The 25,561-nt window shown below is 40.1% G+C and carries 27 protein-coding genes, 1 tRNA gene and 2 pseudogenes; 17 read left to right on the forward strand and 13 right to left on the reverse strand.

Translation table 11 applies throughout. The features are described 5' to 3' along the window. The first annotated feature begins 2 nt into the window (after nt 1-2). The 12 genes from ACFN7Z_RS09860 (at nt 3) to ACFN7Z_RS09915 (ending at nt 9,141) form a co-directional block, all read left to right on the forward strand. On the forward strand, nt 3-1,379 hold the full coding sequence (locus ACFN7Z_RS09860) for a phage tail protein (RefSeq protein WP_010326499.1): 1,377 nt from the start codon (nt 3-5) through the stop codon (nt 1,377-1,379). A 10-nt stretch (nt 1,380-1,389) separates the two neighbouring features. Continuing rightward, nucleotides 1,390-1,677 (forward strand): hypothetical protein, encoded by a 288-nt coding sequence (locus ACFN7Z_RS09865; RefSeq protein ID WP_010326498.1) that lies wholly within the window; start codon nt 1,390-1,392, stop codon nt 1,675-1,677. 89 nt (nt 1,678-1,766) lie between these two features. Next, on the forward strand, nt 1,767-2,942 hold the full coding sequence (locus ACFN7Z_RS09870) for a phage tail sheath protein (protein WP_010326497.1): 1,176 nt from the start codon (nt 1,767-1,769) through the stop codon (nt 2,940-2,942). A 38-nt stretch (nt 2,943-2,980) separates the two neighbouring features. Further along, nucleotides 2,981-3,496: a phage major tail tube protein gene (locus tag ACFN7Z_RS09875; RefSeq protein WP_010326496.1), complete on the forward strand. Its 516-nt coding sequence runs from the start codon at nt 2,981-2,983 to the stop codon at nt 3,494-3,496. Nucleotides 3,497-3,558: 62 nt separating this feature from the next. Next, entirely contained in the window at nt 3,559-3,897 is a 339-nt protein-coding gene (locus ACFN7Z_RS09880; protein ID WP_010326495.1) for a phage tail assembly protein, read from the forward strand. A gap of 17 nt (nt 3,898-3,914) precedes the next feature. Then, entirely contained in the window at nt 3,915-4,031 is a 117-nt protein-coding gene (locus tag ACFN7Z_RS09885; RefSeq protein WP_081241752.1) for a GpE family phage tail protein, read from the forward strand. A gap of 14 nt (nt 4,032-4,045) precedes the next feature. Further along, nucleotides 4,046-6,622 carry a phage tail tape measure protein gene (locus tag ACFN7Z_RS09890; RefSeq protein ID WP_010326494.1) on the forward strand — a complete coding sequence of 859 codons (2,577 nt, stop codon included), beginning with the start codon at nt 4,046-4,048 and terminating at the stop codon, nt 6,620-6,622. A 5-nt stretch (nt 6,623-6,627) separates the two neighbouring features. After that, a complete protein-coding gene (locus ACFN7Z_RS09895; protein ID WP_010326493.1) occupies nt 6,628-7,068 on the forward strand; it encodes a phage tail protein in 441 nt (146 codons plus the stop codon). Further along, the gene (locus ACFN7Z_RS09900) at nt 7,065-8,372 is read left to right on the forward strand and encodes a contractile injection system protein, VgrG/Pvc8 family (protein ID WP_010326492.1); all 1,308 of its coding nucleotides are present in this window, start codon (nt 7,065-7,067) and stop codon (nt 8,370-8,372) included. Before ACFN7Z_RS09895 ends, ACFN7Z_RS09900 begins: the two co-directional genes overlap by 4 nt. A 142-nt stretch (nt 8,373-8,514) precedes the next feature. Beyond that, nucleotides 8,515-8,790, forward strand: a complete 276-nt coding sequence (locus ACFN7Z_RS09905; protein ID WP_081241753.1) for an ogr/Delta-like zinc finger family protein — start codon at nt 8,515-8,517, stop codon at nt 8,788-8,790. After that, nucleotides 8,783-8,983, forward strand: a complete 201-nt coding sequence (locus ACFN7Z_RS09910) for a TraR/DksA C4-type zinc finger protein (protein ID WP_029574995.1) — start codon at nt 8,783-8,785, stop codon at nt 8,981-8,983. Before ACFN7Z_RS09905 ends, ACFN7Z_RS09910 begins: the two co-directional genes overlap by 8 nt. After that, nucleotides 8,980-9,141 (forward strand): hypothetical protein, encoded by a 162-nt coding sequence (locus ACFN7Z_RS09915; RefSeq protein ID WP_155115398.1) that lies wholly within the window; start codon nt 8,980-8,982, stop codon nt 9,139-9,141. The genes ACFN7Z_RS09910 and ACFN7Z_RS09915 overlap by 4 nt, the downstream gene beginning before the upstream one ends. Nucleotides 9,142-9,620: 479 nt before the next feature. On the opposite strand, the gene ACFN7Z_RS09920 is transcribed toward ACFN7Z_RS09915, so the two are convergent. The 5 genes from ACFN7Z_RS09920 to ACFN7Z_RS09940 all read right to left on the reverse strand — a co-directional run bounded on the left by ACFN7Z_RS09920 (nt 9,621) and on the right by ACFN7Z_RS09940 (nt 13,505). Beyond that, the gene (locus tag ACFN7Z_RS09920) at nt 9,621-9,893 is read right to left on the reverse strand and encodes a DUF4236 domain-containing protein (RefSeq protein WP_035330444.1); all 273 of its coding nucleotides are present in this window, start codon (nt 9,891-9,893) and stop codon (nt 9,621-9,623) included. A gap of 339 nt (nt 9,894-10,232) precedes the next feature. Then, nucleotides 10,233-10,550, reverse strand: a complete 318-nt coding sequence (locus ACFN7Z_RS09925) for a hypothetical protein (protein WP_010326489.1) — start codon at nt 10,548-10,550, stop codon at nt 10,233-10,235. 13 nt (nt 10,551-10,563) lie between these two features. Next, a complete protein-coding gene (locus ACFN7Z_RS09930; RefSeq protein ID WP_010326488.1) occupies nt 10,564-11,322 on the reverse strand; it encodes a hypothetical protein in 759 nt (252 codons plus the stop codon). 3 nt (nt 11,323-11,325) lie between these two features. After that, entirely contained in the window at nt 11,326-12,357 is a 1,032-nt protein-coding gene (locus ACFN7Z_RS09935) for a CydX/CbdX family cytochrome bd oxidase small subunit (RefSeq protein ID WP_010326487.1), read from the reverse strand. A 107-nt stretch (nt 12,358-12,464) separates the two neighbouring features. Next, nucleotides 12,465-13,505 carry a hypothetical protein gene (locus ACFN7Z_RS09940; protein WP_058952067.1) on the reverse strand — a complete coding sequence of 347 codons (1,041 nt, stop codon included), beginning with the start codon at nt 13,503-13,505 and terminating at the stop codon, nt 12,465-12,467. 315 nt (nt 13,506-13,820) lie between these two features. Between ACFN7Z_RS09940 and ACFN7Z_RS09945 the strand changes: the two genes are divergently transcribed. Both ACFN7Z_RS09945 and ACFN7Z_RS09950 read left to right on the forward strand, forming a co-directional pair. Then, a complete protein-coding gene (locus ACFN7Z_RS09945) occupies nt 13,821-14,015 on the forward strand; it encodes a hypothetical protein (protein ID WP_010326484.1) in 195 nt (64 codons plus the stop codon). Between the two features lie 172 nt (nt 14,016-14,187). Further along, nucleotides 14,188-14,403: a hypothetical protein gene (locus ACFN7Z_RS09950; protein ID WP_010326483.1), complete on the forward strand. Its 216-nt coding sequence runs from the start codon at nt 14,188-14,190 to the stop codon at nt 14,401-14,403. 13 nt (nt 14,404-14,416) lie between these two features. On the opposite strand, the gene ACFN7Z_RS09955 is transcribed toward ACFN7Z_RS09950, so the two are convergent. Further along, nucleotides 14,417-15,355 carry a putative phage abortive infection protein gene (locus ACFN7Z_RS09955; protein ID WP_058952068.1) on the reverse strand — a complete coding sequence of 313 codons (939 nt, stop codon included), beginning with the start codon at nt 15,353-15,355 and terminating at the stop codon, nt 14,417-14,419. 20 nt (nt 15,356-15,375) lie between these two features. Beyond that, entirely contained in the window at nt 15,376-15,717 is a 342-nt protein-coding gene (locus ACFN7Z_RS09960; RefSeq protein WP_010326481.1) for a helix-turn-helix transcriptional regulator, read from the reverse strand. A 92-nt stretch (nt 15,718-15,809) separates the two neighbouring features. Here ACFN7Z_RS09960 and ACFN7Z_RS09965 point away from each other — a divergent pair, with 92 nt between their 5' ends. From ACFN7Z_RS09965 to ACFN7Z_RS09975, 3 genes and pseudogenes are all read left to right on the forward strand, one after another. Then, nucleotides 15,810-16,001, forward strand: a complete 192-nt coding sequence (locus ACFN7Z_RS09965) for a hypothetical protein (RefSeq protein WP_010326480.1) — start codon at nt 15,810-15,812, stop codon at nt 15,999-16,001. Nucleotides 16,002-16,093: 92 nt separating this feature from the next. Beyond that, a pseudogene (locus ACFN7Z_RS09970) lies at nt 16,094-18,728 on the forward strand (toprim domain-containing protein). A gap of 75 nt (nt 18,729-18,803) precedes the next feature. Next, complete coding sequence (locus ACFN7Z_RS09975) at nt 18,804-19,082, forward strand: HTH domain-containing protein (RefSeq protein ID WP_010326477.1); 279 nt, start codon at nt 18,804-18,806, stop codon at nt 19,080-19,082. A 34-nt stretch (nt 19,083-19,116) separates the two neighbouring features. Here the strand turns inward: ACFN7Z_RS09975 and ACFN7Z_RS09980 are convergent, their stop codons facing one another. From ACFN7Z_RS09980 to ACFN7Z_RS10005, 6 genes and pseudogenes are all read right to left on the reverse strand, one after another. Next, nucleotides 19,117-20,142: a site-specific integrase gene (locus ACFN7Z_RS09980; RefSeq protein ID WP_010326476.1), complete on the reverse strand. Its 1,026-nt coding sequence runs from the start codon at nt 20,140-20,142 to the stop codon at nt 19,117-19,119. A gap of 143 nt (nt 20,143-20,285) precedes the next feature. Beyond that, nucleotides 20,286-20,362 (reverse strand) — tRNA-Val (locus ACFN7Z_RS09985). Between the two features lie 43 nt (nt 20,363-20,405). Then, nucleotides 20,406-22,397: a DUF3488 and transglutaminase-like domain-containing protein gene (locus tag ACFN7Z_RS09990; protein WP_010326475.1), complete on the reverse strand. Its 1,992-nt coding sequence runs from the start codon at nt 22,395-22,397 to the stop codon at nt 20,406-20,408. Between the two features lie 10 nt (nt 22,398-22,407). After that, nucleotides 22,408-23,307, reverse strand: coding sequence for a DUF58 domain-containing protein (locus ACFN7Z_RS09995; protein ID WP_010326474.1), 900 nt, complete (start codon nt 23,305-23,307; stop codon nt 22,408-22,410). Nucleotides 23,308-23,323: 16 nt separating this feature from the next. Next, nucleotides 23,324-24,280 (reverse strand): MoxR family ATPase, encoded by a 957-nt coding sequence (locus tag ACFN7Z_RS10000; RefSeq protein ID WP_010326473.1) that lies wholly within the window; start codon nt 24,278-24,280, stop codon nt 23,324-23,326. Between the two features lie 120 nt (nt 24,281-24,400). Next, nucleotides 24,401-25,419 (reverse strand): annotated as a pseudogene (locus ACFN7Z_RS10005) (2-dehydropantoate 2-reductase). Between the last annotated feature and the right edge of the window lie 142 nt (nt 25,420-25,561).

Consider the following 25,561-nt stretch of genomic DNA (forward strand, 5'->3'; position numbering starts at 1 on the left):
GAATGTTATATAAAACTATTCATACAACAATAGGTCTGCAGCTATTAGCAAGTGCCGAGGCTACGGGTTCAAAAATTGAAATCACCCATATGGCTGTTGGTGATGGAAACGGTAATGAAATCATACCCAATCCGACGATGAAACAATTAAAACGTGAACGGTTTCGTGCACCAGTCAACCGAATATACCAAGATCCAGAAAATGAAAATTTATTCACTGCAGAGTTAATTATTCCCGTTGAAACAACGAGTTTTGTCGTTCGTGAAATTGCTGTATTTGACAGAAATGGCAATATGCTCATGATTGGTAATACACCTGAAGTACATAAACCATCTTTAAGTGATGGTGCATTCAGTGACTCTGCATATCGCATTCCATTTGTTGTGAGTAACAGTGACAGTATTGAGTTAAAAATTGATCCCAACGTGGTTACTGCGACACACAGTTGGATCATGAATACTTTGACAACAGCATATTTTTTCCCGGGTGGAACGATTGGTCAAGTTCTGAAGAAAAAATCGAACATTGAAGGAGACATAGAGTGGGATGATGCTTCTAATGCGGACGTCTTTGTTAATACAGTTGAAGAAGAGCAATCGCTAGTTGCTAACCAAACTATTGTAGATCTCACTAGCACGACTACCCGTGGTGCAGCGGTGTACATTAATGGCGAACGTATTACCAACAAAGTTGGTGCCAATGGTTGGCTTGCAACCTCAAATACGCAAATTACTTTGGGTAAGGCTTATGCTGGGGCCAAAATCCTGATTGTTCAAAATGAACCTTTAGGAGCTGCACCTTATCCTTTGGCTCAAAAAAATAACCTTTCCGACATCTTAAATAAACCTTTAGCACGCCAGAACTTAGGTGTCATGAGTTCGGATGAGGCGAGATACAATGACTGTCCACCTGGTACTGTTATCACTTTGGCTTCACAAAATATCCCGACTGGTTACCGATTATTAAAATGTAATGGTGCAGCTTATTCTCGGACTGCTTATGCAGATCTATTTGCTGCAATCGGTATTTATTATGGTGCTGGCGATGGCGTAAATACTTTTAACGTGCCTGATGCACGTGCAGAGTTTCCACGTTATGCAGATGATGGACGTGGTATTGATGTTGGTCGTTTAATCGGCAGCAAACAAGGTGATGCAATTCGAAACATTACAGGTGACACACCTGGTGGGTCAGGTGCAAGAGTGCCCGCATCTTCATATACTGGCGCTTTTTCTCTAAGTGAAAAAGCGGCTGGAAGAATTTCAACAGGTGAAAATTGGGGCTTACTCACAGCAACATTTGATGCATCGCGTGTTGTACCCACTGCAAATGAAAACAGACCACGTAACATCGCATGGCTTGCCTGTATCCGCTATTAAGGAATGAAACATGAATCAGATTACCGTGTATCAAACCAATTATTCAGGTTTATTTGTTGGAGAGACAATAGCCAATGAGTCACCACTTGAACCTGGTGTATTTGCTATCCCTGCAGGTTGTGTCGAGATAGCACCACCTTCTGAATGGTCTGAAGAACAATGGCCACGTTGGAATGGTTTCAAATGGGAACTGATCCAAAAGCCTGAAGTTCAGCAAGTGGAAACACCAGAAGAAAAACTGGCTGAATTTTTGAAAAACAATCCTGATGTTCTGTCTTTAATAAACTCCAATTTGTAGCATACCCTCTTACAAAACCTCGCGCTTAAAACGTGGGGTTTTGTATGTAAGCCTTTTGATGAACTAGAACATCAACAAAAGGTTGCCCTATGGCATTAGATGAATATCACCACGGTGTCCGTGTTGCAGAGGTCAATAACGGTACGCGTTCGATCCGTACAGTGGCCACCAGTATTATCGGTTTGATTGCAACCGCTTCAGATGCGGATGCTACCTCCTTTCCACTCAATACACCTATCCTCATCACCAATATCCAAAGCGTGATTGGTAAAGCAGGAAAGTTAGGTACCTTAAAGTCGTCGCTACAAGCGATCGTCGACCAAACCAATACAACGGTTGTAGTTGTCCGTGTGGATAGCGCTGAGACAGAAGCAGAACAAAGTTCACTTGTCATTGGAACTACAACAGCTTCAGGTCAATACACAGGCTTAAAAGCCCTACTCACGGCAAAAGCAAAACTGGGTGTGACTCCTCGTTTAATTGGTGCACCAGGACTTGATACCCAAGCAGTAACGACAGCACTGGCGAGCACTGCACAAAAGCTACGTGCTTTCGCTTATGCCTATGCTTATGGCTGCGGAACCAAAGAAGAAGTAGTGGCTTATCGTGAATCGTTTGCTGCACGAGAACTCATGCTGATCTGGCCTCAGTTCATTCATTTCAATACCGAGACTTCGCAAAATGAAGCTATCTCCCCTGTAGCTTATGCACTGGGGCTACGTGCCAAAATTGACAATTTAACAGGTTGGCACAAAGTTATTTCCAATGTCGCGGTCAGTGGTGTTGTTGGTATTAGTAAAGATGTCTGGTGGGATCTACAGCAAACTGGCACAGATGCCGACTATCTCAACTCAAATGGCATTACTACGCTCATTCGTGAAGATGGCTTTCGCTTTTGGGGCTCTCGTACCTGCGACGCGGAAGGACTATTTCCTTTCGAGAACTACACACGCACGGCTCAAATCATTGCTGACACGGTTGCTGAAGCGCATATGTGGGCAGTCGATAAACCACTTCATCCATCACTGGCCAGCGACCTCATTGAGGGCATTCGCGCCAAACTCAGTGACCTAACCAATAACGGCTACCTCATGGGTGGTGAAGCTTGGTATGACGAGACAAAGAACCCTGTAGAAAATTTAAAAGCAGGAAAATTCCGCCTCTCTTATGACTACGGTCCAGTTCCACCACTTGAAGATCTTGGCTTCTACCAAATGATCACAGACGACTACCTCGCAGATTTTGGCGCACGAATCACAGCATAAAGCTGTGATTTGTCCTCCCCCTATTTGAGTAAACACACATGGGATTACCAAACAAACTTAAAAACATGAACCTATTCAATGATGCTGAATCATTGGTCGGTGAAGTTGCGGAATGTACGCTTCCAACCTTAGGACGTAACTTCGAGAACTGGCGAGGTGGTGGTATGAATGGCCCTGTTGCCATCGACCAAGGTATGTCTGAAGACTCTATCGATTTTGAATGGAAAATCGGAGGTCTCAATCTGACATCACTACGTCAGTTCGGCATTACCTCTGCCTCTGGCGTCTTACTACGCTTCGCTGGTGCATATCAACAAGACGACACAGGTGCAGTCACTCCTGTCGAAGTTGTGATTCGTGGTCGTCATGAAGAAATCAGTATGGGTACCCAAAAGCCTGGTGATGACACTGAACAAACCATTAAAACCAAATGGACCTATTACAAGCTTACGGTCAACGGCAATAAAGAAATTGAAATCGATACTTTGGCCATGAAAGAAATCGTCAACGGTGTCGATCGTTTAGAAGCACAGCGTAAAGCCTGCGGTCTGTAATGCCCGACCTACTGCACAATTTTATGCAGTAGGTCTTTTTTAAACTTAGGAATTCAAACGCGATGAATATGCAACAACAAGCAGAAAACCTCGAAGTAATCAAAAACCCAAACGAAGCCCAATACACCCTTGAAACACCAATTCAAGTTGGTGGACAAACCATTTCGGAAATTATGATTCGTAAGCCAGGTACGGTCGCACTTTCTGGACTCTCCCTCCAGGACATTTACCGTTCCGATGTAAATGCACTCTGCCAAATCATTCCCAAATGTGTATGGCCACAAATCCCACGTGAAGCAATGCCCCTTTTAGACCCAGTTGATCTTGGTCAAATTGCAGGTCACATCATCTATTTTTTGATGCCGAAGTCGCAACGTGCAGCGACCGATATCCAATTATAGACAGTATTCCCGATGTCATGGCCAACATAGCTTTGGTCTTCCACTGGTCACCACGCGACTTCGCAGAAATGAGCCTCAGCGAATTATTTATGTGGCACCAAAAAGCTTTAGAGCGTAATCAAACCAACGAGTGAAGGTATTCCCACCAATGTCGACCTTAAATTTACGCGTTTTTTTTGACGCAAAGGACAATATGTCTGGCCCCATGAAGGCGATTATTGGTGGCTCACAGAACCTCGGTACCGCCTTTAAAAAAACGCGTACTGAGCTTAAAGCGCTTCAGGATCAACAAGGCCATATCAACCGCTATAAGGAAACGCAAACTGCCTTAGAGGCTACAGCCAATAAAACGGCAGAGTATCGGAGTGAATTAAAGCAACTACAAAGCTTACAGAAAAACGGTAACACCTTAACCGAGACTCAACTCAACAAAATTAAAAACCTCGAACAAGGGATTCGCCGGCTCAAGAGTACTGAAACCACCCAACGTAACGAATTGCAAAACCATATCCAAACTTTGCAAAAAGCTGGACTCAATGTCGACAAACTATCCAGAGGTGTAGAACAGCTCACTGACGAAGAAAGTGCGCTTAAAAATAAAATCCACCTCACCACCATGGAGTTGAATAAACGTCGTGATGCCTTGGATAAAAACAGTAAGGCGCAAGAGCGTTTTGCCAAAACCCAAGCCATCCTACAAAAAGGTTCAGACTTCGCCAAAAAAGGCTTAATGGTGGCAGGTGTTGGCACGGCAGCCATGACTGTGCCCGTAAAACTGGCCATCGATTATGAGTCCTCTCTAGCCGATGTCAAAAAGGTCTTTAACGGTACCGAAGCTGAGTTCAAATCCATTAATAATGAAATTGTTGAAATGTCGACTCGTTTGCCTATGGCAGCCAAGGACATTGCTGCGATTGTCGCCGCTGGTGCGCAGTCCGGTATTGCAAGTAAGGAGCTCACCACCTTTGCTGAAACGGCTGTAAAAATGGGTGTAGCCTTCGATATTTCGGCTGAAGAATCTGGTCAGTCGATGGCTGAACTACGAACAGCTTTTCGGATGTCACAGGCACAAGTAACCACCCTAGCCGACCAAATTAACTACTTAGGCAACAATACCCCAGCAGCAGCCAAAGGCATTTTAGAAATTGTACAAAGGATTGGACCCCTTGGTGAAGTCGGAGGCTTTGCTGCCTCTAGTATTGCCGCGTTAGGTGCGACCTTACGAGGTATGGGTATTCAAGAGGAAATTGCTGCGACTGGTATTAAAAATACTATGTTGGCCTTGGTTGCGGGCGAGTCTGCAACTAAGGGGCAAATCTCAGCCTATAAAGAGCTTGGTTTGGACTATGGCAAAGTCGCAAAAGACATGCAAAAAGATGCCAACGGGACGACTCTCATGGTGTTAAAGCAGATTGCTGCCTTAGACAAATACAAACAGGCTTCCGTTCTTTCAGATTTATTTGGTAAAGAGTCATTGAGTGCGATCGCACCGCTGCTCACCAACATGAGCGCCCTTGAGAAGAATCTGGGCTTGGTAGCAGATAAAAGCCAGTATGCCGGCTCCATGGAAAAAGAGTATGCAGCACGTGCAGCAACGTCGGCGAACAATATCAAATTATTAAAAAATGGCGTGGCTGCATTAGGTATCGATATCGGTAACGTCCTACTGCCACCACTAAATAGTTTAATCCTCAAAGTACGTACGTTTACCAATGACGTCCGTAACTGGGCAAAAGAAAATCCAGCACTTGCTGCAACCCTCACCAAAGTGGCAGTCGCAGGCATTGTTTTACTGGGTGGTATATCAGCGCTTGTGCTGGGTATTGTGACCTTGCTAGGGCCGTTAGCTATTTTAAAAATGACATTCGGCGCTTTAGGGATTGGTTTTGGTGCCTTAGGTGCAATTTTCTCCCCTGTCGGTTTAGTTATTTTAGGGGTAGTCGCTGCGGTAGCAGGTGCTGCCTATCTCATCTACCGCAATTGGGAGCCAATTTCAGGTTTCTTTAAATACGTTTGGTCAACCATCAAAACCGCTTTTAGTGGTGGGATTTTAGGTGTAAGTGCACTCATCCTAAACTGGTCACCATTAGGTTTGTTCTATTCTATATTTGCCAAAGTCCTTTCTTGGTTTGGCATAGAGCTTCCCGCTAAATTCACTGGCTTTGGTAGCATGTTGGTGAAAGGTTTAATCAACGGAATTAAATCAATGTTCCCTGGGCTGCAAAGTATTTGGTCACAAGTCACCAATTTCATGCCCGACTTTATGCGGAAGAAAATGGATATTCACTCTCCGAGCCGTGTCATGGCAGGCATGGGCGGTCATATTGTCGATGGTATAGGTGTAGGACTGAATAACCGCACACCTGCCCTACAGAGTCAGTATCGGCAAACGCTTGGCGTCTTTGATAGTGCTATGCCAACAGTGGGCTCAGGCACCAAACAACCTTTGATAGGTGCAAGCGCCTCAAAGGGAAATACCCAACCATCAAAATCGATGAGTGGCCACGATGCTTGGAATCAAAATGCACCCAAATTTCAGAGAGCAACGCCTATTCAAAACCATAGGAATATCACGATTCATAATAGCGACAATATTCAGATTCACATCGACAACAGCGGTAAAGGTGTTTTACACAACGCTGCCAATGAAGTACGCCAAGCTTTAGCCCAGCGCGATCGGGAACGCAGTGCGCTGATCCGTCGTATGTTGACAGATCGGGAGTAAGACACATGATGATGGCACTTGGTTTATTCGTATTTCAACTCTCGACCGCATCTTATCAAGAGCTACAGCGCTCAACGGCTTGGCGACATCCAAGTAACAGCCGTGTGGGCAATACCCCTGCCTATCAGTTCACTGGAAAAGATGAAGAAACCATCAATTTATCCGGTGTAATTTATCCTGAAATTACGGGCTACCAAAACTCGCTCGATATGCTACGCAACATGGGTGACACAGGTAAGCAGTACATTTTAATTGAAGGGACTGGAAAGATTTATGGGTTGGTGATTATTAAGGACGTTCAGGAAACCCGTTCCAACTTTTTCCATAATGGCGGTACCCGAAAAATTACGTTTAGCGTCTCTTTAATCATCACCGAAGACACTACCAAGAAACTGTTGGGTGCTACAGGTCAGGCATTGTTAAGTCTTGGGGGTCTCATTTTATGAGTTTTATGCCCTCTAACACTGAGCAATATACAAGCCTCAATAACTATCCGCATGCTATTTACCGCATTACCGTGAATGATATTGATATTTCATCGACTTTGGCATCGCGTCTCGTTGGACTGAGTTTGCAAGACAACCGAGGAATGGTGGCAGATAGTGTCGACCTCACTTTAGACGACAGTGACAACGCGCTCGAAATTCCTTCTGTCGGTGCAGAAATGAAAGTTTGGCTCGGTTGGTCGGACACGGGCCTGATGTATAAAGGGTCTTATTTGGTCACGGGCGGTTCACATTCTGGTGCCCCAGATGTTCTGAGAATATCGGCTGAAAGTACCGACCTTGCAGAAGCATTTCGTCAAAAGCGAGAGCGATCGTTCCACCAACAGACCATAGCAGAAATTTTCCAGGCATTGGCCTTTGACTATGGTTTAAAAGTGATGGTACACAGCAGTTTAAGCAGTCGTAAGGTTTCACATATCGACCAGAATGACTCCGATGCCAATATCATGACCCGCATAGCCGATGAACACGATGCGATTGCAACAGTCAAAAACAATACCCTTCTTTTACTTCCCATTGGTGAGGCACAGACCAGTTCAGGGCTCGACCTACCTGCAGTTGAACTGGTCAGATCTGACGGTGACCAACACTCATATTCTTATGGGCAAAGTCATGACAAAGTGGAGTGTGTAAAAGCCTATTATCACAGCCCGAAAAAGGGTGAAAAGCTGTATGTGATTGTCGGTAGTCATACGGATAACCCTAAAGAAATTCGCTTTATTCACCGTGACAAGAAAACAGCCGAACTGGCCGCTTTAGCTGAATTAAAACGATGTAAACGGGCTGAGCAATCTTTGTCTTATACCTTGGCCAAAGGTCGACCCGATTTACTCCCGGAGCAAGAGTTTTCATTTGTGGGTTTAAAGGCTCAGATCGATGAAATCGTTTGGCTAGGCAAAACCATTACCCATGACTTAAACGAATCTTCAGGCTATACCACACGTATAGAGCTAGAGGTACAACTGCCTAATGCTGACGATGTTTCCATACTGTTTGATGACACGACTAAAATTGAGCAAGAGAAAAAGACCAAGACAGGTTCAGGGCAAAGAAAAGCGAAAAACTATAAAACCTATACTGGTGTAAAAACATGGTATTCGGCAAAGCCTAAACCTCAGCTTATGACGGTAGGTGACCAAAGCCAGCCTTTGATATTGGTACGCACTTATAAGAGTAAAAAGACGGCTCAAGTGGCATTAAATCGGGAGTGGGCTCGTATTCAAAAAGCCAAAGGCGAAAAATAAAAAAAGCTGCCAGTTATTCACTGAGCAGCTATCAAGAGGGTCTAATTAAAATAACGATATTTCGTACATAAATCAACATTAAATCACCATATATAATACTTTTATTATACAATAAGTACGATAAACCGAGAACAGGTCACGTATGGCAAATACAAGAAATCAGAATGCTTGTCCGCACTGCGGATCTAAAGTGATTATTCGGCATTCTCAAGTTGAAAATCCGCTTTTAAAAACACTTTATGGACAGTGCCAAAACCTTGAATGTGGTTGGACTGGTCGGGCTCATTTGGAATGGGCTGCCACGATTTCCCCATCAGCTACACCTAACCCCGCTATCAAGCTTCCTCTTTCACAATGTGCGCTTGCAAGAAACATCATTAACCATGACGCACGCCAGCTTCGGAGTCGTCATGGCTGATATTATAGATATCGCTCAACAACGCCAGCTAGAACAGGTTCGTATCCAACCTAAGGACTATTCACAGCCTTCACTTTCTGAGTGTGAAGAATGTGGGAATGACATTCCACCAGAACGTCAAAAGTATGGTGCAGTGACTTTGTGTGTTGCTTGCCAGAGTAATTTAGAGTTAAAGCGGAGTTTATACCGATGATTCATTTTGGAATTATTTTTATTGTTTTGTTTGTGGTGGCTTTGGTTCTTTTATGGATGATTTTGGACTATCAATACATTCGTATGCAAAGCTTGCTAAAACAAGAGCACAGCATGATTGAACGTTGTATTGATAAAGTGCGAGCAAGGGAGATCTAAATGTGGATCTACCCTTTTCTCATGGGCATTATGATTGGCTGTATTTCTATCAGTATTTATTTCTTATATTTCATAAATTAAATGCAAGTTTTCAACTTGAAAGCTCATTTCCAAAATAAGAAAAGTCAATTTGTATTATCCCCTCTAACAAATTGAAGTCCGTGAAAAATGCTTCTTTCAAAAATAGACTCACCAGACAAAGCAAAACCCCAAAGATTCACAGTCTTTGAGGTTTCTGTATTCAAGCCTTACACCAACTAAGGATCAAATCATGTCTGAAAGTATAGCATTAATCGTTAAAAGTTTAGAGGTCATCATGGAAAAATATGGCTACTGGAAAGTTAGTTTTCTGATTATCTTATGTATGATCATCTGGCGGTGTTCGTATATTATTACGGCACTAAGATGGTGGTGACTTTAGAATTATCTACCCAAGAATATTTCCTACATCTATAAAACTAAAAGCTCGTAAAGAGCTTTTAGAAAATCCAAATCAAAATAAAGAAAACAATAATTCCAATCCAAATCCAATGAACAGAGCTTTTACTTTTAGGTTTGCTTCGAACATACTGCGAATATGAAGAATATGAAAGACCCGTTTTAGGAATACCGACTGTAGTCCTAGTTCCTTTCTTTCCTAAATTTACCCTTGCACTCTTTCCACCTAAAGAAACACTACTGATTCCTTTTTTGGATACATTAAGTTTTACGCCAGGTGCAATTTTAAAACTTTTTCTAAAATTAAAACCCATCATAATTCTCCTTAAGAATTATCTTCCTGTGCATCTCTTTTTAGACTGGCTAACTGAACCATCTCTACACATAAATTTTCCTTCTGCGGTACAGTGTTTAACTCCACCCTTAGAACCTGAGCATGGTTGGCGTCCACGCCCTGCATCTGCGATAGAAGCAAACCCCACAGAAAGGATTAAACCTAGACAGATTTTTTTAGATATATTTCTCATGATACTTCCCCCTAATTATTAATTTTAAATGCAAGGGAATAGTATCTAAGCTACTTATTTTTATCTACAAAAATACAAATTGTTTAACCCTCTTTAGTCTAATTCCGACTCAGTTCACGTTTATTTTTATACTCTTCTCTTATCACCCAAATTGATTTTATTGCGCCCAAAGTACACGCAAAATATGAGTGTTAAAATAATGGACAATAAGAAGAATACTGGCGCGATCGTGCCTTCAGGATACTTAACTGCCGTTTCGATGCCTAAACCGAGAATCATAAACAGCGTAAGGATCGATAAGAAATGGTGTGTAAAAATAGACATCCGTGAAGGTGTCTCACCATTAAAAGTCAGGAAGTAAGTTTTCGGTAGTAGCAAATACCAAATCATAAGTACTGGGATCGCACACCAAATACCTAAGCCAAACATCAAAGCGTAAATCATATTTTACCGCTCCTTATCCAACCTTATTTTCTTTAACTAAGACAGGATTCTTAGCAATATTTCTTTCTTGCTGACTTTCATCTATTTTTTCTATCTCTAAAAAGTAAAGCGCGGCAAATGGTTTCAAAGTTCTGAATGTATACACTAGCGATATGATAAAAAAGACTATAAAGAAAGAAATGCTTTCAAGTACATTAAAATTAAAAGAAATAAGCTCTGGAAATAAACTAGAAATAAGGTTTAAAAAAATTGGTAGGCCACCTATACCATTTATACCAAAGTACATATAAGGAGTTCTCTTTTCTTGGAGTTCTATACTCTCTTTCGTATATTTAGGTTTTAACTTATATGTTTTTGTCTCTTTATCTTTTTCTAAATACTCACAGCCTTTTTTGTACAGACGAATTGCTCTTTGAGAATCCCTGCATGAAATAATATATTTCAGTAAATCTATATCTTTGTTCTTAAATTTTAAGAAGTTTTCAAGTTTAGAAACTTTGATATGGTATTCCATATCGCCTTTAAATTCGCTTAATGCTTCATCATTCAAAAGGTCTTCTTTTTGCTCAATTTCTCTCAGATATTTTTTATTACTATATTCAGAGTAGACTTTAAAGTGTGAAATTATTCCTGACTTGCCAAACATGTATAAAAATGCAGCTAGAACAATTATAAAAAGTAATGAGCAAATGAAAACTAAACCATATTCACTTTTCATGATTTCACTCAGAATAGCAGTAAAATCTACTTTAGCATCAACATTCGCAGCCATACCTTACCCCTTAACTTTCAACACATCAGTTGCAGCTTTCACCATTTCTGTTGTGCTTTTCAATTGGTCAGAGATCAGGTTACTCATATCTTTATGAGCAGCTCCATCTATTTCACGACCGAAGTATTTCAGCGCAAGTTCTTTACGTACCGAAGCGGCCTCTTCAGTTGGTATGCTTTCCATAAAACTTGGATATGCTTGTAGCTCTACTTGGGTTTGGTAGTTTTGGTCTGCAAGACGCTGATAATGAGTAGATTGCTTTAAAAAATAAGTAATTAAAGTAACTCCGACTACTATTATTGAAGCCTTAAGTACCCAAAACTCAACATTTCCAAGAAAAGCTGGAATTAATACTTTTTTTAGAAAAAATGTCCCTAACGAAATTGCTACCGTTAGTCCAAGTGCCCAATAGAAATACCATCTATAATCTTTTTCTAAACCACGATATTTAGTAACAGCTTGATCATAAATATTCTCAGTTTTCGCATTATCTGCTATATTTCTAATACGACGAAATCTACTTATTTCATCATCAGCATGTAATATTATATTTCTAATTTCATCTGTTATTACTCGACTGTAATTATCTTTTTCACGTTTTAATGCTGTGATAAATGATTCCATAGAAAATAAACTAGCATTCGTTACAGCCAAATCATTTGGCATTAAATAGTAATTTTCCTCATCATACTCCTTGATTACAGTTTTTAAAGGAAGGGATATTGAAAATAAATAATCTAAGTTTTCACTATCTGTTTCAATACTTTCAATTATACTTTTTAACCTTGCGGCTTGCCTGACGCATCCACCTATCAAGTGTTTATTAAGATCAAACAAATCAGGATATTTATCACTGGCTTGATAATCAATATGCTTACCGTCTTTTAATTCCTCTAAGTAATCTATCACCTTTTCAATTTCAACAGTAATTTTTGATTTTATCTTCATATTATCATCTTTAATTCTTTCTATTAGTTTCTGATTATCGCTACTAGTATTACGAATTAAATTCTTTATTGGTTCATCTATTATCATGTTAAATTCAACTTAAGTCACATTCTTTAAAATATTGAAGTTCGTATAGCATCTAAGCTAAAAATTTTTCTATAATAAAATCAGTTACAAACACTAAATATAAAATATCAAGCCGCATCTTTCGGTGATTTATCATCCTTTGGTGCTTCTGCCTTTGGCGACAAATCCTTCACTGCTTTAATAAAGTCTGTATTAGCTTTAATGTTTTCATGCATCAAGTTCTCACCACCTGTATAACTTTCGTGGTGAATACTATTACCAAAGTACTTATAAGCAAGGTCAAAGCGAATTTTTTCTTTCATTTCTTCAGGCATACCTTCCATATATCGTGGAAGTGCATCTAACTCTTTAGCTGTGCGGTAGGCATCATCAGCCAAACGACGGTTCATAAACGAACGTTTTAAAAGAAATGCCGCAAGTGTTGTAGAAAGTACTAGCAGGGATACTTTTTGAATATAAAACTCTGGCGAAAGTTTGCCATGAATTTTTTCTGGAAAATCGGCTTCAATAAATAAAAAATTAAAATTATTTACATAAAATGTTAAGCCTAAAAAATAGAGTATCAATACACCCACTATTGAATAAAATGCAAATTCATAGAAGCGTGCTATTAATCTAAATTTTGTTGAATCATCTTCAAAAATTTTATGGACTTTAATATTTTTCTGATCATCTATCAATGTATTAAGATGATTAATTTTAAGACTTAGCATCTCCTCTTTTGACTTTAACACGTCAACAAGCTCTTCTGACTTCCCCTTATAATCCTTATATGTCTGAATTTGAAAGTCTTTCAAAACACTTCTAGCTAAAACTAAAATTTTGACTTTAAATTCAAGAATGAAAGCCTTAAAATGATTAAAATCACTTATATTTTTTATCTCCTCTCCACTTAAGGAAATAAGATTTTCAATTTCAATCTCAAGTGTTTTTGAAATTACATTAAGTCTTTCAATATAATCAAAAATTTCATTAAATTTCTCGTCTATATCTATTAATAATTTTTCAAAATATCCTGCTTGATCAATAGGAACACAAACTTTATCTAGTGTTTTAGATATTAAATCTTTCAAAGATGAAAGTTCTGACTTTATTTTATTGAAGCGTTCAGTATCATTATGACAGCTTAAATTTAATTCCTCACCCATCCCCAAACCCCCACCCAAATCACAATTTTTTATAAAGTATTGACGCGCATATAGTATCTAAGCTACTCTAAATTTACCACAGCAAAATCTGTGGTTAGGCGTGGAAACCTAAAAACACTAACAGGCGTAAAAAGTCCGCCCATGCGGCTATTTTTTTGCGTAAAATTCGGCTGTGCCTTTTATGGCAGGCTGGATAGGGCAGCTTCGGCTGGCCGTTACCTGTTAGTACGGTATTTCCACCCCTATTCAGTCTGTCACCAATACCGTGGAAAGTGTTGGTGTCAGGTTTAAAACTTGACTAACAGGAACAAGCCAATGAAAACATTCGCTTCAATGCATTCGCACACTTCAAAAAAAGTAAAAGAACATTCCCCTATCTATGACCTAGAGGCATATCTCGAGCGTCAAAGAAAACTCAAACAGCAAAAACTCCTCAAAAACTTTGTCGATGCCACAGTATTTCTAAGCATGGCTGTCATGACCTTTTCTATTTTATTTATGGGGAGCTGATCATGAGTGTACCCACCCAAAACACGACTAAACCAAGCTCAAGGCTTCGCCTAAAGTCGTACTAAAAACGTCATAAAATCAGTAAGTAGTGCGACACTGAAAGTCGCACTACCCTATATTTTGTTAAAGATATTTTAGAAAATATACCCATGATCAATAGACAGGGGGAGCAATGCACTCAACAATAGAAATTAACAGCCATAAAGACATGACTGCCGAACAAATACTGGAAGAAGTTAAATTCCCAATTGAAAACTTAGAACTAATGCTTTCCGCACTCACAAAAATGCATTTAGACCACCCACTCACGGGTGAAGAATTAACGGCTCTATTCAACACACTTCACTATCAAGTCGCCCAAATCTCAAAGGCGGTAAAGAATAAATGAGGAAAACCCTAGCTTAGGCTAGGGTTTCTTTTTTTTCATCGAATACTTTTTGCCAATTAAAAGATTCAAAATTTTTATCTTGGTAAAACTGTATTCCATAGTGAACGAGTTTTTTGTTAAAAAATAGATTAAATATTCTGCCATTTTTTAACTTAGCGTAAACTTGAGGTGTTACAGGTGCAATCCAAAATAAAGTTATTTGCTCTCTCATCGTCATTGACGAGCGTAATACATTAAAATAAAAGTCTTTATCTTTCTCTGTTAAATCGCTTGTATTAATAAAATCAATTAAATTAGCTATTTGTAAAAAATGTGCATACCAATCAGAAAATTCTTTTCCATCGTTTACTTCTAAATCACACTTTCTTATGTGGGAATATATATCCTGCTCAATATATGTAGTTAATTCCTTCCACTCTTTTTTAAAGAGGTTATCAAAGTAACAAAAATAAAAATCAAAAATTTGACATCCAAAATATTCAATCCCATCTCTCTTTACACTTAGTGTTTTTAACTTCTCATCTTTGTAGTTAAGTAATGCATAAAATTTAGTCGCAAAAATTGCATTTCTAGATTCATCCATTTGCTCAGTAGTAATTTTTCTTGTTTCCTTTAAGGAAATAACTTGAAGATAAGTAGTGAATGCAATTGCACATAATGCAATAGATGAAACTATTGTATTCAAACTTCCATAAATATCACCAAGTGGTCCTAATTTAGTAAAATCTGTAAGTTCATTTTCAGGAACATTCCAGAAATTTACTGCCCACCAATTGAAAAAAATTGGATATGTCAGCAATACAAACAAACCTAAAGTGATTGAAATTAACCAAACATAGCTAACTTTTCCTGTAGTAAACCAATTTTTTAAATTTGGAAAAAACTTATGACCCAGTGCAAAAAAACCAACTGCTAAAATTACCCACGCAGATACTTGTAAAATTATTGACATATTTATTAGTGATTTAAAAATTATTTAAATTGATTCGCATAAGTTTCAATAAGTGAAACTAATCCCCCACGCATTTCTTCACGCGTCTGACGGTACAGCTCTATTAGCTTTACTTCAGCCTCAGAGAGCTCCCCACTTTTTACAGGTTGTTCACCCCATAAAATAAAATGAATATTAAACCCGTGAGCTTCGAGCTTGTCTAAATAGTCAGTATTCAGCGGCTCATTGTGCTTCTCAAAACGTCCAATAGAGTTCTTTTTTACCCCAAGTATTTCCGCAAGTTCTTCTTGAGTTTGTATCCCCAAACGCTTCCGTTCATCTCGCAAACGTGTACCGCGAGTATTTAAATCATCATTTTTCATACTTTTTCCTAAAAAAGCACTTATAAAGCATCATAAATAGTACTAAATTTAGAAACACTAAGTATCTAAGTACGATTTATGGTGATTTTCGCATGACTTCAACAAACATTCAAACAAAACCAAAACACACCGAACTAACCCAAGTGCGTTGGACGAAAAAACAGTTAAAAGCCCTCAAGAAAATTGCATTCGAAAATGACACCAAAATTGCCATCTATATCCGTGACTTTATGGTGAAACATCATCCCGAACTACAAGACCCTCCAAGCGATGCGCAATTGTAATGAAAGCATTTTAATAAACATCGCATTGCTACAAAAATGCAAAAAAATACACAAACTCAAACAGTTAAGCCGTTAAATTTTAGTGGGTCTAAATGTCAAATATTCACGTTCTCATAGACGAAAAACTGAATCAGCTCTTCAGCTTTAAACGCGTTGGAGAATGGTATCGTCAAGGCATCTGCCCGAACTGCGGTAAAAAAGAACTCTACACACATGCAGTCAACCCGCGTGTGGTCAAGTGCGCCCGCTTAAACAAATGCGGATATGAAGAACACGTCAAAGAAATCTGCGAAGACCTTTTTAAAGACTGGTCAAAAGACTTTCCGCGTACCAAAGAAAATCCAAATGCCGCAGCAGATGCCTACCTACTCCATGCCCGTGGTTTCGACCCAAACATGCTCAAAGGTCTGTACACGCAGGAACTCTTTAGAAACGACCTCAAATACCCAAACGAAGTCACCGCAACCATTCGCTTTAAACTGGCAAGTGGTATTTATTGGGAACGCTTTATCGACCGTCCAGAGCGCTTCGGACGTCAAAAAGCAAACTTTATTGGTAAGTACGAAGGACATGCATGGACGTTAGAACAGCTCGACACCCTGTGTAATGCACAGTCTATTTGGATTACAGAAGGTATTTTTAACGCAATTGCCCTGAGTTTTAGCAAACAACCAAGTATTGCTACGCTTTCGACCTCAAACTATCCAAGCCTCATTCTCAAGCAAATTACCGACCGTTGTATCGAACTTAAAAAAGACCGACCGCGCCTACGTTGGGCTTTTGATAACGACAAAGCGGGCAAAAAAGCCATTAAGAAGTTTCACCTCCGTGCATTACAGGAAAAGTGGAACTCCACCGCAGCCCTGCCATCTGGTCAGTTAGACTGGAACGACCTCTACCAACGCGACCAACTGCACTCCGAATACCGTGACCAGTACAAACATTATGGCGAACTGCACATAGCTGAATCACCTGAGCAAGCAGGTCTACTCATCTATAACTATAAAGATGCTCGTAGAAAAACCTTTTGGTTTATTCATAACTTCCGCTTGTACTGGTTTAATCTCGACATGGACAAATACACTAAAGAACTGGAACGCATCGAGGCAGATCCAGAGCGCGATTTACTTCTCGATAACCAAAAACGAGAGCTCGCACTCCAGCAGTGTGCTGCGGTTTCCGAAATCTGTAATCGACAGCTCAACCCTCTGTATTTTCAGCGGAATGAAATAACCGATGAGTCCTGGTACTACTTCCAAATTTTAAACCCGGAGAGCGAGGCCAAAGCGACCTTTACCGCAGACCAAATTTCCGCACGGGGTAAGTTTGCCCCGCGTTTATTGTCGGTCCAGGTAGGTGCATGGTGGACGGGGAATGACCATCAACTACTCACCTTCATGAAAAATCAAACCGAGCGTTTACGTGAAGTTAAAACCATCGACTTTATTGGCTACAGCAAAGAATATCAGGCCTATATTTTCAACAAACACGCGGTTTATAAAGGACATGTCATCGACATAAATGACCATGACTTCTACAAAGTCGGACGTATCGAATTAAAAACCTTGGCCAACAGTCCAAATGTTCAGTTAAACCCAAAGTCCACATTTAAACCGACATGGTGGAAAGACTTCTACCGCGTGCGTGGTGCCAAAGGTCTGGTCGCTTTAGCATGGTGGACAGGCTCATATTTTGCCGAGCAAATCCGCACTATGCACAGCTCTTTCCCCTTTATAGAAATCGTCGGTGAAGCGGGTGCAGGTAAGTCACGTTTAATCGAATTTATGTGGAAACTTTCAGGTCGACCAGACTATGAAGGTTTCGATGCAAACAAATCGACCAATGTTGCGGTGTATCGTAACTTTGCTCAAATCTCAAACTTACCTGTCGTACTCATTGAGGGCGACCGTAACGACCAAAACGGTAATTCTGTGGGTAAGCCTAAGTTTTCATGGGATGAATTAAAAGACGCCTATAACGGCCGTGCAATTCGCTCAAAAGGCTTAAAAACCGCAGGAAATGAGACCTATGAGCCTCCGTTTCGTGGTGCAATCATGATTAGCCAAAACACCGCTATTCAGGCATCTGAAGCAATTCTGACACGTACTTTGCACCTACATGACCCATTGCCTCCGTCATGAGGACGCCTTTCTTAAAACCTATGCCGAAAAACTAGAGCAAACCGAAAAAGAGTTTCATAACAATGGCATTACCCATACACGTATTGCCCTTTGCCATGCACAGGTTTCGGCACTCATAGATGCTGTGGCCAAACACATTTTGCATGACGTCATTGACCTTGAAGAAGTCTGTGCAGCCCAAGACATGCTACTCGATATGGCGCATGAACGTGTGAAACAGCTCAATGGTGACCATCCATTGGTGGAGCAATTTTGGGACGTTTACGAATACCTCAATTCAAGCCGGTCTACCGAGTTTTCTATTAACCATTTTGACCATGACGCACATCAAATTGCCATCAACTTGAACGAAGTCTACAAAGTCGCTGCGAAGAACTATCAGCAGCTCCCAGACATTAAAGAAATGAAGAATCTTTTAACCGCCAGCCGACGCTATAAATTTGTCGACAAGAGCCGAGTAGTTAAAAGCCACCGTTATCCAGCAGATGAAGTTAAGAATGCCCTGGAGGACAAAACCTTACGCGAACATACCGTTCGTTGTTGGATATTCCAAAATCCTGCCATTTCAGGAAGCCCAAACTCATGAAAATACAAAACAACAGTAAATCTATAGACTTAACTCATGCACAATTTCACGCAATAGAAAAACAGGGAGGCATAAATGGCTGAGTATGTGATTACGGTTGAAGCCGACCGAGCACCTGAAATTTTATTGGGGCAAAAGCTTTTTGGTGGCAAAGTGACTGCATTAAATTTGGGTAAACGTAAACTCGTGTCGGCATCAGAACTTGCTAAAAAGTATGGTTTATCTAACACGACCGTTAGAACCAAACTGGCCACTATTAACCAGGGAACTTGTGGGAAACATTTATACGATCCAGAAATGGCAGATGCCATGCTCACCAAGAACACACGCACCCATAACCGTAGAAAAAACTAAGTAAAAGAATTAAAAATACCCGCCTTGTGCGGGTTTAATTTTCTCGATTAAATGCTTCCACCAAATCTTCAGCATTTGGGTTGTAGTAAGTATTTACCAAGACTTCAATTTTCTTATGGCCAGTAATTTTCGCTAAAATCTCTACTGGCAATTTACGCACCCGTACCATACGCGTAATCGCCTCATGGCGCGTATCATGAAAGTGCAAACCATTCAGACCAATCGCTGCTTTTCTCTTTTCCCACATCAACCGAAAGGCATTTTCAGTCTGTGGAATAACTTTCTTTCCATCATGTTTAATTAAATCGAGTAGTGCCCTGGCTTCTTCAGACAAAGGTACATTGCGCGGTTCACCATTTTTTGTTTTAGGCAGATGAATATGACGTTCATGCACATCCTTCTTTTCTAGTGAAATCAGCTCACCACGACGTAAGGCAGTTTCTAAGGCAAATAAGAAACCCCAAGCAACATAGTGCTGCGGTAAAACCGGTGTATCACCGACTTCATAATCTAGTGCTTTCAGCACCAGTGCAACTTCAGACGGATGGATCCGTCGAGATCTGGCCTTAGGTTTCTTCGGCTTGGTAATGAGCATCCATTGATTGTCATCGAGTAGAAATAGCTCTTTCTGAGCATAGGTAAAAATTGCGCTATAAAAAGAGATCTCTTTTAAAACAGTATTTGCCCCAACTTGAGTCAAACGTCGATTACGCCAGTTGGTTAATTGCTTGGGAGAAATATCATGTACCGATGTACCAGACAGAAAGCCAAATTTCTCATCAAAGGTACTAACCTGTCCTTTAATCCAATTCCTTGAACTCTTGGACTCCCTAAACTGGCCAACGTGCTCATAATAATGATCGACCAACTCTCTAAAGGTAAATTTAGGCTTTATCCCTTGCTCTACTTCTTTCGTAGCAATTTTTGACTCTAAAAATTTTGTCGCAGCCCAATGCTCACATTCTTTAATAGTGTCACGGGTACAGGAGATTCTTTTTCCATCAATTTGGATTTGAATACGGTAAACATCGCCTCTTTTTACGGGCTTTGGGATTTTCATTGGGGAAATCTTGGTGCATTTCTGGGGAAGTTTATTAATTATTTCTACTATTTTTTGAAATATCTAGGGAAAACAACAAAATTCAAACCATAAAAAAAGGGCCTACAAGTCGTTGAAATTGCTTGTAAACCCTTTGTATATCTTGGTAGGTATATCCAGACTCGAACTGGAGACCTCTACGATGTCAACGTAGCGCTCTAACCAACTGAGCTATACACCTGAAGTAAAAGCATAATATTCACTTTTAAAAAGTATGACAAGCGCTATTTCTTGTTTTTTAAAGCAGATGCACAAGTTTTAAGCACTCGTTTAAATTGTTGAATATTTTTTGAATTCAACCTATTGGAATAACGCATTTGCTGATAATAATCAGCCGCCTGCTTAAATAAAACTTGCTGTTCAGGTTTAACGTCTTGAGCTAAACGCAACAACCATTTGTTTACCGTTTCGGCATCTTGTTTACGCTGCTCAGTTGTTAAGCTTCGAGAAAAAGATTGAATGACAATGTCATATTCAGAAGTTTGAGCACGTTTACGGCAAAATATAACCCACCAGTACAGTAAAACTAACCCACCAATGCTAATAATAATCAGCAATACCAATGAATAAGTGGATTGGAGTCCTAGCTTCTGCAACCAACCTCGTTGAGCCTCTGCATTATAGCCAACCACCTTACTTTGCCATTGGTAACTTGCATAGTCACTCCAAATGCGGATTTTGTTTAATACCGAATAGCGCTGTACATTCCATCGACTACTCTCACCCCAAACACTGGCATCTTGGCTCATTAAATCTTGCATACCCTGTTCAATACGCTGCGGTGCAATCATGGCTGTTGGGTCATAGCGTTTCCAGCGCCCATCCACAAAGACTTCCGTCCATGCATGCGCATCTAACTGTCGAACTTCCCAACTTTTTGCATTTGGTGAAGGCTGACCACCTTGATACCCAACCACAATACGTGCTGGAATTCCTGCATAACGCATCAGCATCACGAAGCTAGAAGCATAATGTTCACAAAAACCTTGTTTGGATTGAAACAAAAATTCATCAATACGATGCTGCCCCAACAAACCTGGTTGCAAGGTATAGCTAAAACCATTGTTGCGATACCATTGCAAAACATTTTGGATATAACGTTTCGGGTTCTCGTTACTTTGCTTAAGCAGCTGTTGTGCCAATTGCTGCGCTTTCAAGTCCATGTGCTCAGGCGCTTTTAAGTTTATGCTTCGTTGTATCTTAGATAATTCACTTTGGGAAAATTGAACATTTCCCATCCATTGCAATGCAATAGGTTCCACACGCTGCACTTGACGATAAGCCTGAATACTCCAATCCTGACGTAGCTGATAACGTCGCTCTAAGGGTTGTGAATATTCCAATGCCATAATCCACGGAATCGCGACATCAGCGGGTAAATATTGATAGTTCCATTTTTTGGATGTAGAGATTTGCGTTAATGTATCATCCGAAATACTTTGTTGATTAATAAAACTACTGGTCCACTTTTGCCCATCATATTGATCTAAGACCATCGCGCGCCAATAAAGCTCTGAACGATTTGGGAGCTGAGTGACATCACCAATAATACGAAAAGCCAAATGACTGGACTGGGATAATTGCGCAATATCTCCAGGTGACATACTGTCACTCATGCCTGTCACTGCTTTATTTTCAGGAATGGGAATATGCCAAAGTGGGGGTAAACGCGGAAAAAAGATAAACAGCAGCACAAAAAAAGGCAGTGCGAGACCTACAAATTTAATGACGTGTTTTGCATCTTGCCTTAATGCCATACGATTCGAGTTTTCAGATGCAAAAGCATGGGTTTGCACTCGATACAGCCCCAACAAACAACTCAATAAACACAGCAAAACCATGGCAGCCGTCATAAATGACTGACTATATAAAAACATACTCGCCGCAACAAATAAAGCAAAGTTAAACAAAATGATCACATCACGCTGCGTTTTTGTTTCTAAGGCTTTCGCAAAGAGAAAGATGCTTAAAACAGCTACGCCCGCTTCTACCCCTAAAAAGCTTTGATAGCTCCAAAAAGTGACCGCTAGAACAACAAGGGTCAAAATGTAAATTGCCCATTTCGGGAAATGGTTGCCCGTGGATTTCATGAAATACCATAGACAGCCGATACAAATGGCGAAAATGACACTCAATAGCACAGGACTAAAACTTAGTTGTGTGATCCAAATCAAACTTAGTGTCAGTACAATGGCAATACGAATAGAAGAATGCATACTGTTCTCGCTATGCCTGCGCCAAAAGTAATTTGGCTTGAAGGTATTGTTCTCGTCCTATCCCTTTGGCTAGTTCAGTATGGGGGAAATACAGTGCATAGGCATACTGCAACTGCTCACATTGTTCAACCAAGCCCATCATCAAGCTTAACTTTTCTTCATGCGAAGGACTCGGCATATGTGCATAGTGAATGTCTAAACTGTGTTGATCCTGATGTTGCTCAAAGACTTTAATAAATAAACCTTGTCCTTGTGCCACTTGTTTCCATGAAACCGCCTGTAAAGAGTCGCCCTCTTTAAAATTTCGTAATTCTCGAAATTCATCCATGTCCGGTTCAAAACCGTGCTGTTGCTGTTTATTTTCTGCCGCTAAAGACTTAGCTTTAGGCGCTATCCACACAGGTGCTTGGATAAAAAAATAACTCCATGCACGAACGAGACCAAATGGATAAGTCGAGTAAATTTTAATCTCGGGAAAACTAAACTGTCCGCGCTCTTTTGGAAAAAAATTTAAATCGACCACCTGATGGGTATCTTGAATAAACAACTGTTCTATATGATCAGCATAAGCGAGCCAAAGGTATCGAGGCTGTGAATGCTGTTGTTTGAAATGCATTTGTAATTGCAATGCACTCTCAACCTGCCCTATTTCAGGCAATACAAGATCAACACTTAACCCATGTAGCTGTTTAAAGGTCAAATAAAAACTCATACACAGCACGGCACTGATTAAAAAACAAAACGCTAAAATTAAGTTATTGGCATAATTCACCCCAGCAATAAAGGTGATTAAAATCAGCACCACATATACATATCCTTGCTGATAAATAAACACCAGTACATCTTTTTGGGTCAGTTGTTTTTCAGCCTTAAATTTAAAGCGTTTATTGATCCAGTTTTGCCACAGCATGCGTCAGCTTATCCTATTAGTGAACTTTGACTTGCTTCATAAGCTGCTCAGTTTCAGCTTCACCCAGCCCAATACGATGCGCGGTCACTGCGACAAATACAGCCTGTACATCATCGGGTGTAACAAATGCACGGGCTTTAACCAGAGCATAGGCTTGTGCTGCTTTCTTCAAAGCCAGTACGCCACGTGTAGATAACCCATGTCGACCTTTACGAGTCTCAGCCACCAAATCTAAAATATAATCCAAGACTTCCTCAGACAAATAAATCTGTGGCACCAAAGTTTGTAAGGCAAGAATGTCTTGTTCAGAAAATACAGTCATCAACTGCTGAATCAAGTCATGACGGGATTGTTGCTGCAATAAAGCCTTTTCTGCCTGACGGGATGGATAACCCAAAGATAAACGCATAAGAAAACGGTCGAGCTGTGACTCTGGTAGTGCATAAGTTCCACTTTGAAAAAGTGGGTTTTGCGTTGCAATTACCCAAAAAGGCTGCGGTAGTACATAACGACTTGCATCGATTGTCACCACACCCTCTTCCATCGCCTCTAAGAGCGCACTCTGCGTTTTCGGACTACAGCGGTTAATTTCATCTGCGAGTAAAATTTGAGTAAAAATTGGCCCTTGCTTAAACTCAAACAGATGTTCTTTTTGGTTAAACATATTCACCCCAATCACATCGCTTGCCAGCATGTCATTGGTAAACTGAATCCGTTTAAATTGAAGACCAGCCAAATGGGCCAAGCTACTGGCCAATGTGGTTTTGCCTAAACCAGGCAAGTCTTCAAATAAGATATGCCCACCAGCTAAAAGGCTGCATAAGGCTAATTGGGTTTGTTGATTTTTATCTAAAACGATTTGATTAACTTGATTGAGGAATTCTTGGATTTTTGGATAAAAAATACTTAACTGTGATTCATCGAGCATGTCATATTGCAACGTTTCTACCGTTTTCTCTTTTCCCCAAAGCACCTTATTCTCCCCAATCAAAATATAAATCAAGGTTTAACATACAGGTTTTTCAACCATACTCAAAGATGATCCTTATAAATATTCAATGATTTGCGTATGAATGACTTACCTCACCTCAAGCTATTGTTTCGATGCCGATTTCAACTGATCTTTTACAGCATCTGCGCTCATTGAAAATGATAGAGATGATTTCTCTGCTTGCTTAATCAATTCTATGAGTCGTGCATTGATTGGAGCCTGTCTACCACATTGCTCTGCAAGTTTTAAAACCTCACCATTAATCCAGTCGACCTCTGTGGGGCGACCTGCAATTAAATCATCTTGCATAGACGACCGGGCTAGTGGATCGATTGCCAACATTTTACGACTTAATAATTTAAATAATGGATTGGGTAAACTCAGTAATTTTGGAATCAAATGGGTCGGAACTGCGGTTAACTTTGCAGGTTTAATTTGTGCATAATCAAGCAGTGCTAAGGCTTCCTGCTGCGCCATTGCCACACATGGGCGATATTTATGAATCGACAATTGTTCCTTTAACGGTTTTTTTGACAATACATTGATTGAATTATTTAAATTAAGTAAAAGCTTGGCCCACTGCACAGCCGGCATGTCTTTTTCAAAAACAATCTCTAACCCTGCTTTTTGAAATGCATTCTCAAGCAAATTTTGATTCGGATATTGCTTAACACTTAATGCACCAGAGGTACCTTGATGATAATGCCCAGCTTCTTGCGTGGCGACGTTAAAAGGAACCATTCCCTCTAAAATCATTTGCTCTTGCAAAACCCTTTTTAAAATAGGGACATTGCTTAAACCATTATGAAAGCTGATGATCAGCGGTATTTTAGTTCCTAAATATTCTTTAAGTTCATGCGCAACTTGTTCCGTTGCTGCCGATTTCACACAAATAAAAACAACATCAGCATTCACAACCTGAGCAGGATCAGTCGTTAGTTTGAGTTGATGAGGTGCAAGTTTGATCTTTTTGCCTAAATAATCAGTTAAGACTAAGCCCCATTGGGAAGCTCTGCATGAATACGTGGACGCGTGATAAAAGTAACATCATTACCTGCAGCAACCAACCTTCCGCCTAAATAACACCCAATGCTTCCAGCACCATAAATATATATTTTCATTCAATTTCCCTTTGCAAACATTCCAGTATTTTAAGAACTATAACAATCAAAAGCTGTCAAATATACAACATGAACCTTTTATGCCTCACACTCCGTGTTGCGTTATGATTTAAGCCGTGATGTAACAACTTGCTTCATGCAA

This window comes from Acinetobacter sp. P1332 (assembly GCF_044057475.1).
GTDB classification, from domain to species: domain Bacteria; phylum Pseudomonadota; class Gammaproteobacteria; order Pseudomonadales; family Moraxellaceae; genus Acinetobacter; species Acinetobacter johnsonii.

What these genes read in the sequence shown, in the direction of transcription:
- ACFN7Z_RS09860 (WP_010326499.1), top strand. Translation starts at nt 3, where the DNA reads ATGTTATATAAAACTATTCATACAACAATAGGTCTGCAGCTATTAGCA.
- ACFN7Z_RS09865 (WP_010326498.1), top strand. Translation starts at nt 1,390, where the DNA reads ATGAATCAGATTACCGTGTATCAAACCAATTATTCAGGTTTATTTGTT.
- ACFN7Z_RS09870 (WP_010326497.1), top strand. Translation starts at nt 1,767, where the DNA reads ATGGCATTAGATGAATATCACCACGGTGTCCGTGTTGCAGAGGTCAAT.
- ACFN7Z_RS09875 (WP_010326496.1), top strand. Translation starts at nt 2,981, where the DNA reads ATGGGATTACCAAACAAACTTAAAAACATGAACCTATTCAATGATGCT.
- ACFN7Z_RS09880 (WP_010326495.1), top strand. Translation starts at nt 3,559, where the DNA reads ATGAATATGCAACAACAAGCAGAAAACCTCGAAGTAATCAAAAACCCA.
- ACFN7Z_RS09885 (WP_081241752.1), top strand. Translation starts at nt 3,915, where the DNA reads ATGGCCAACATAGCTTTGGTCTTCCACTGGTCACCACGCGACTTCGCA.
- ACFN7Z_RS09890 (WP_010326494.1), top strand. Translation starts at nt 4,046, where the DNA reads ATGTCGACCTTAAATTTACGCGTTTTTTTTGACGCAAAGGACAATATG.
- ACFN7Z_RS09895 (WP_010326493.1), top strand. Translation starts at nt 6,628, where the DNA reads ATGATGATGGCACTTGGTTTATTCGTATTTCAACTCTCGACCGCATCT.
- ACFN7Z_RS09900 (WP_010326492.1), top strand. Translation starts at nt 7,065, where the DNA reads ATGAGTTTTATGCCCTCTAACACTGAGCAATATACAAGCCTCAATAAC.
- ACFN7Z_RS09905 (WP_081241753.1), top strand. Translation starts at nt 8,515, where the DNA reads ATGGCAAATACAAGAAATCAGAATGCTTGTCCGCACTGCGGATCTAAA.
- ACFN7Z_RS09910 (WP_029574995.1), top strand. Translation starts at nt 8,783, where the DNA reads ATGGCTGATATTATAGATATCGCTCAACAACGCCAGCTAGAACAGGTT.
- ACFN7Z_RS09915 (WP_155115398.1), top strand. Translation starts at nt 8,980, where the DNA reads ATGATTCATTTTGGAATTATTTTTATTGTTTTGTTTGTGGTGGCTTTG.
- ACFN7Z_RS09920 (WP_035330444.1), bottom strand. Translation starts at nt 9,893, where the DNA reads ATGGGTTTTAATTTTAGAAAAAGTTTTAAAATTGCACCTGGCGTAAAA.
- ACFN7Z_RS09925 (WP_010326489.1), bottom strand. Translation starts at nt 10,550, where the DNA reads ATGATTTACGCTTTGATGTTTGGCTTAGGTATTTGGTGTGCGATCCCA.
- ACFN7Z_RS09930 (WP_010326488.1), bottom strand. Translation starts at nt 11,322, where the DNA reads ATGGCTGCGAATGTTGATGCTAAAGTAGATTTTACTGCTATTCTGAGT.
- ACFN7Z_RS09935 (WP_010326487.1), bottom strand. Translation starts at nt 12,357, where the DNA reads ATGATAATAGATGAACCAATAAAGAATTTAATTCGTAATACTAGTAGC.
- ACFN7Z_RS09940 (WP_058952067.1), bottom strand. Translation starts at nt 13,505, where the DNA reads ATGGGTGAGGAATTAAATTTAAGCTGTCATAATGATACTGAACGCTTC.
- ACFN7Z_RS09945 (WP_010326484.1), top strand. Translation starts at nt 13,821, where the DNA reads ATGAAAACATTCGCTTCAATGCATTCGCACACTTCAAAAAAAGTAAAA.
- ACFN7Z_RS09950 (WP_010326483.1), top strand. Translation starts at nt 14,188, where the DNA reads ATGCACTCAACAATAGAAATTAACAGCCATAAAGACATGACTGCCGAA.
- ACFN7Z_RS09955 (WP_058952068.1), bottom strand. Translation starts at nt 15,355, where the DNA reads ATGTCAATAATTTTACAAGTATCTGCGTGGGTAATTTTAGCAGTTGGT.
- ACFN7Z_RS09960 (WP_010326481.1), bottom strand. Translation starts at nt 15,717, where the DNA reads ATGAAAAATGATGATTTAAATACTCGCGGTACACGTTTGCGAGATGAA.
- ACFN7Z_RS09965 (WP_010326480.1), top strand. Translation starts at nt 15,810, where the DNA reads ATGACTTCAACAAACATTCAAACAAAACCAAAACACACCGAACTAACC.
- ACFN7Z_RS09975 (WP_010326477.1), top strand. Translation starts at nt 18,804, where the DNA reads ATGGCTGAGTATGTGATTACGGTTGAAGCCGACCGAGCACCTGAAATT.
- ACFN7Z_RS09980 (WP_010326476.1), bottom strand. Translation starts at nt 20,142, where the DNA reads ATGAAAATCCCAAAGCCCGTAAAAAGAGGCGATGTTTACCGTATTCAA.
- ACFN7Z_RS09990 (WP_010326475.1), bottom strand. Translation starts at nt 22,397, where the DNA reads ATGCATTCTTCTATTCGTATTGCCATTGTACTGACACTAAGTTTGATT.
- ACFN7Z_RS09995 (WP_010326474.1), bottom strand. Translation starts at nt 23,307, where the DNA reads ATGCTGTGGCAAAACTGGATCAATAAACGCTTTAAATTTAAGGCTGAA.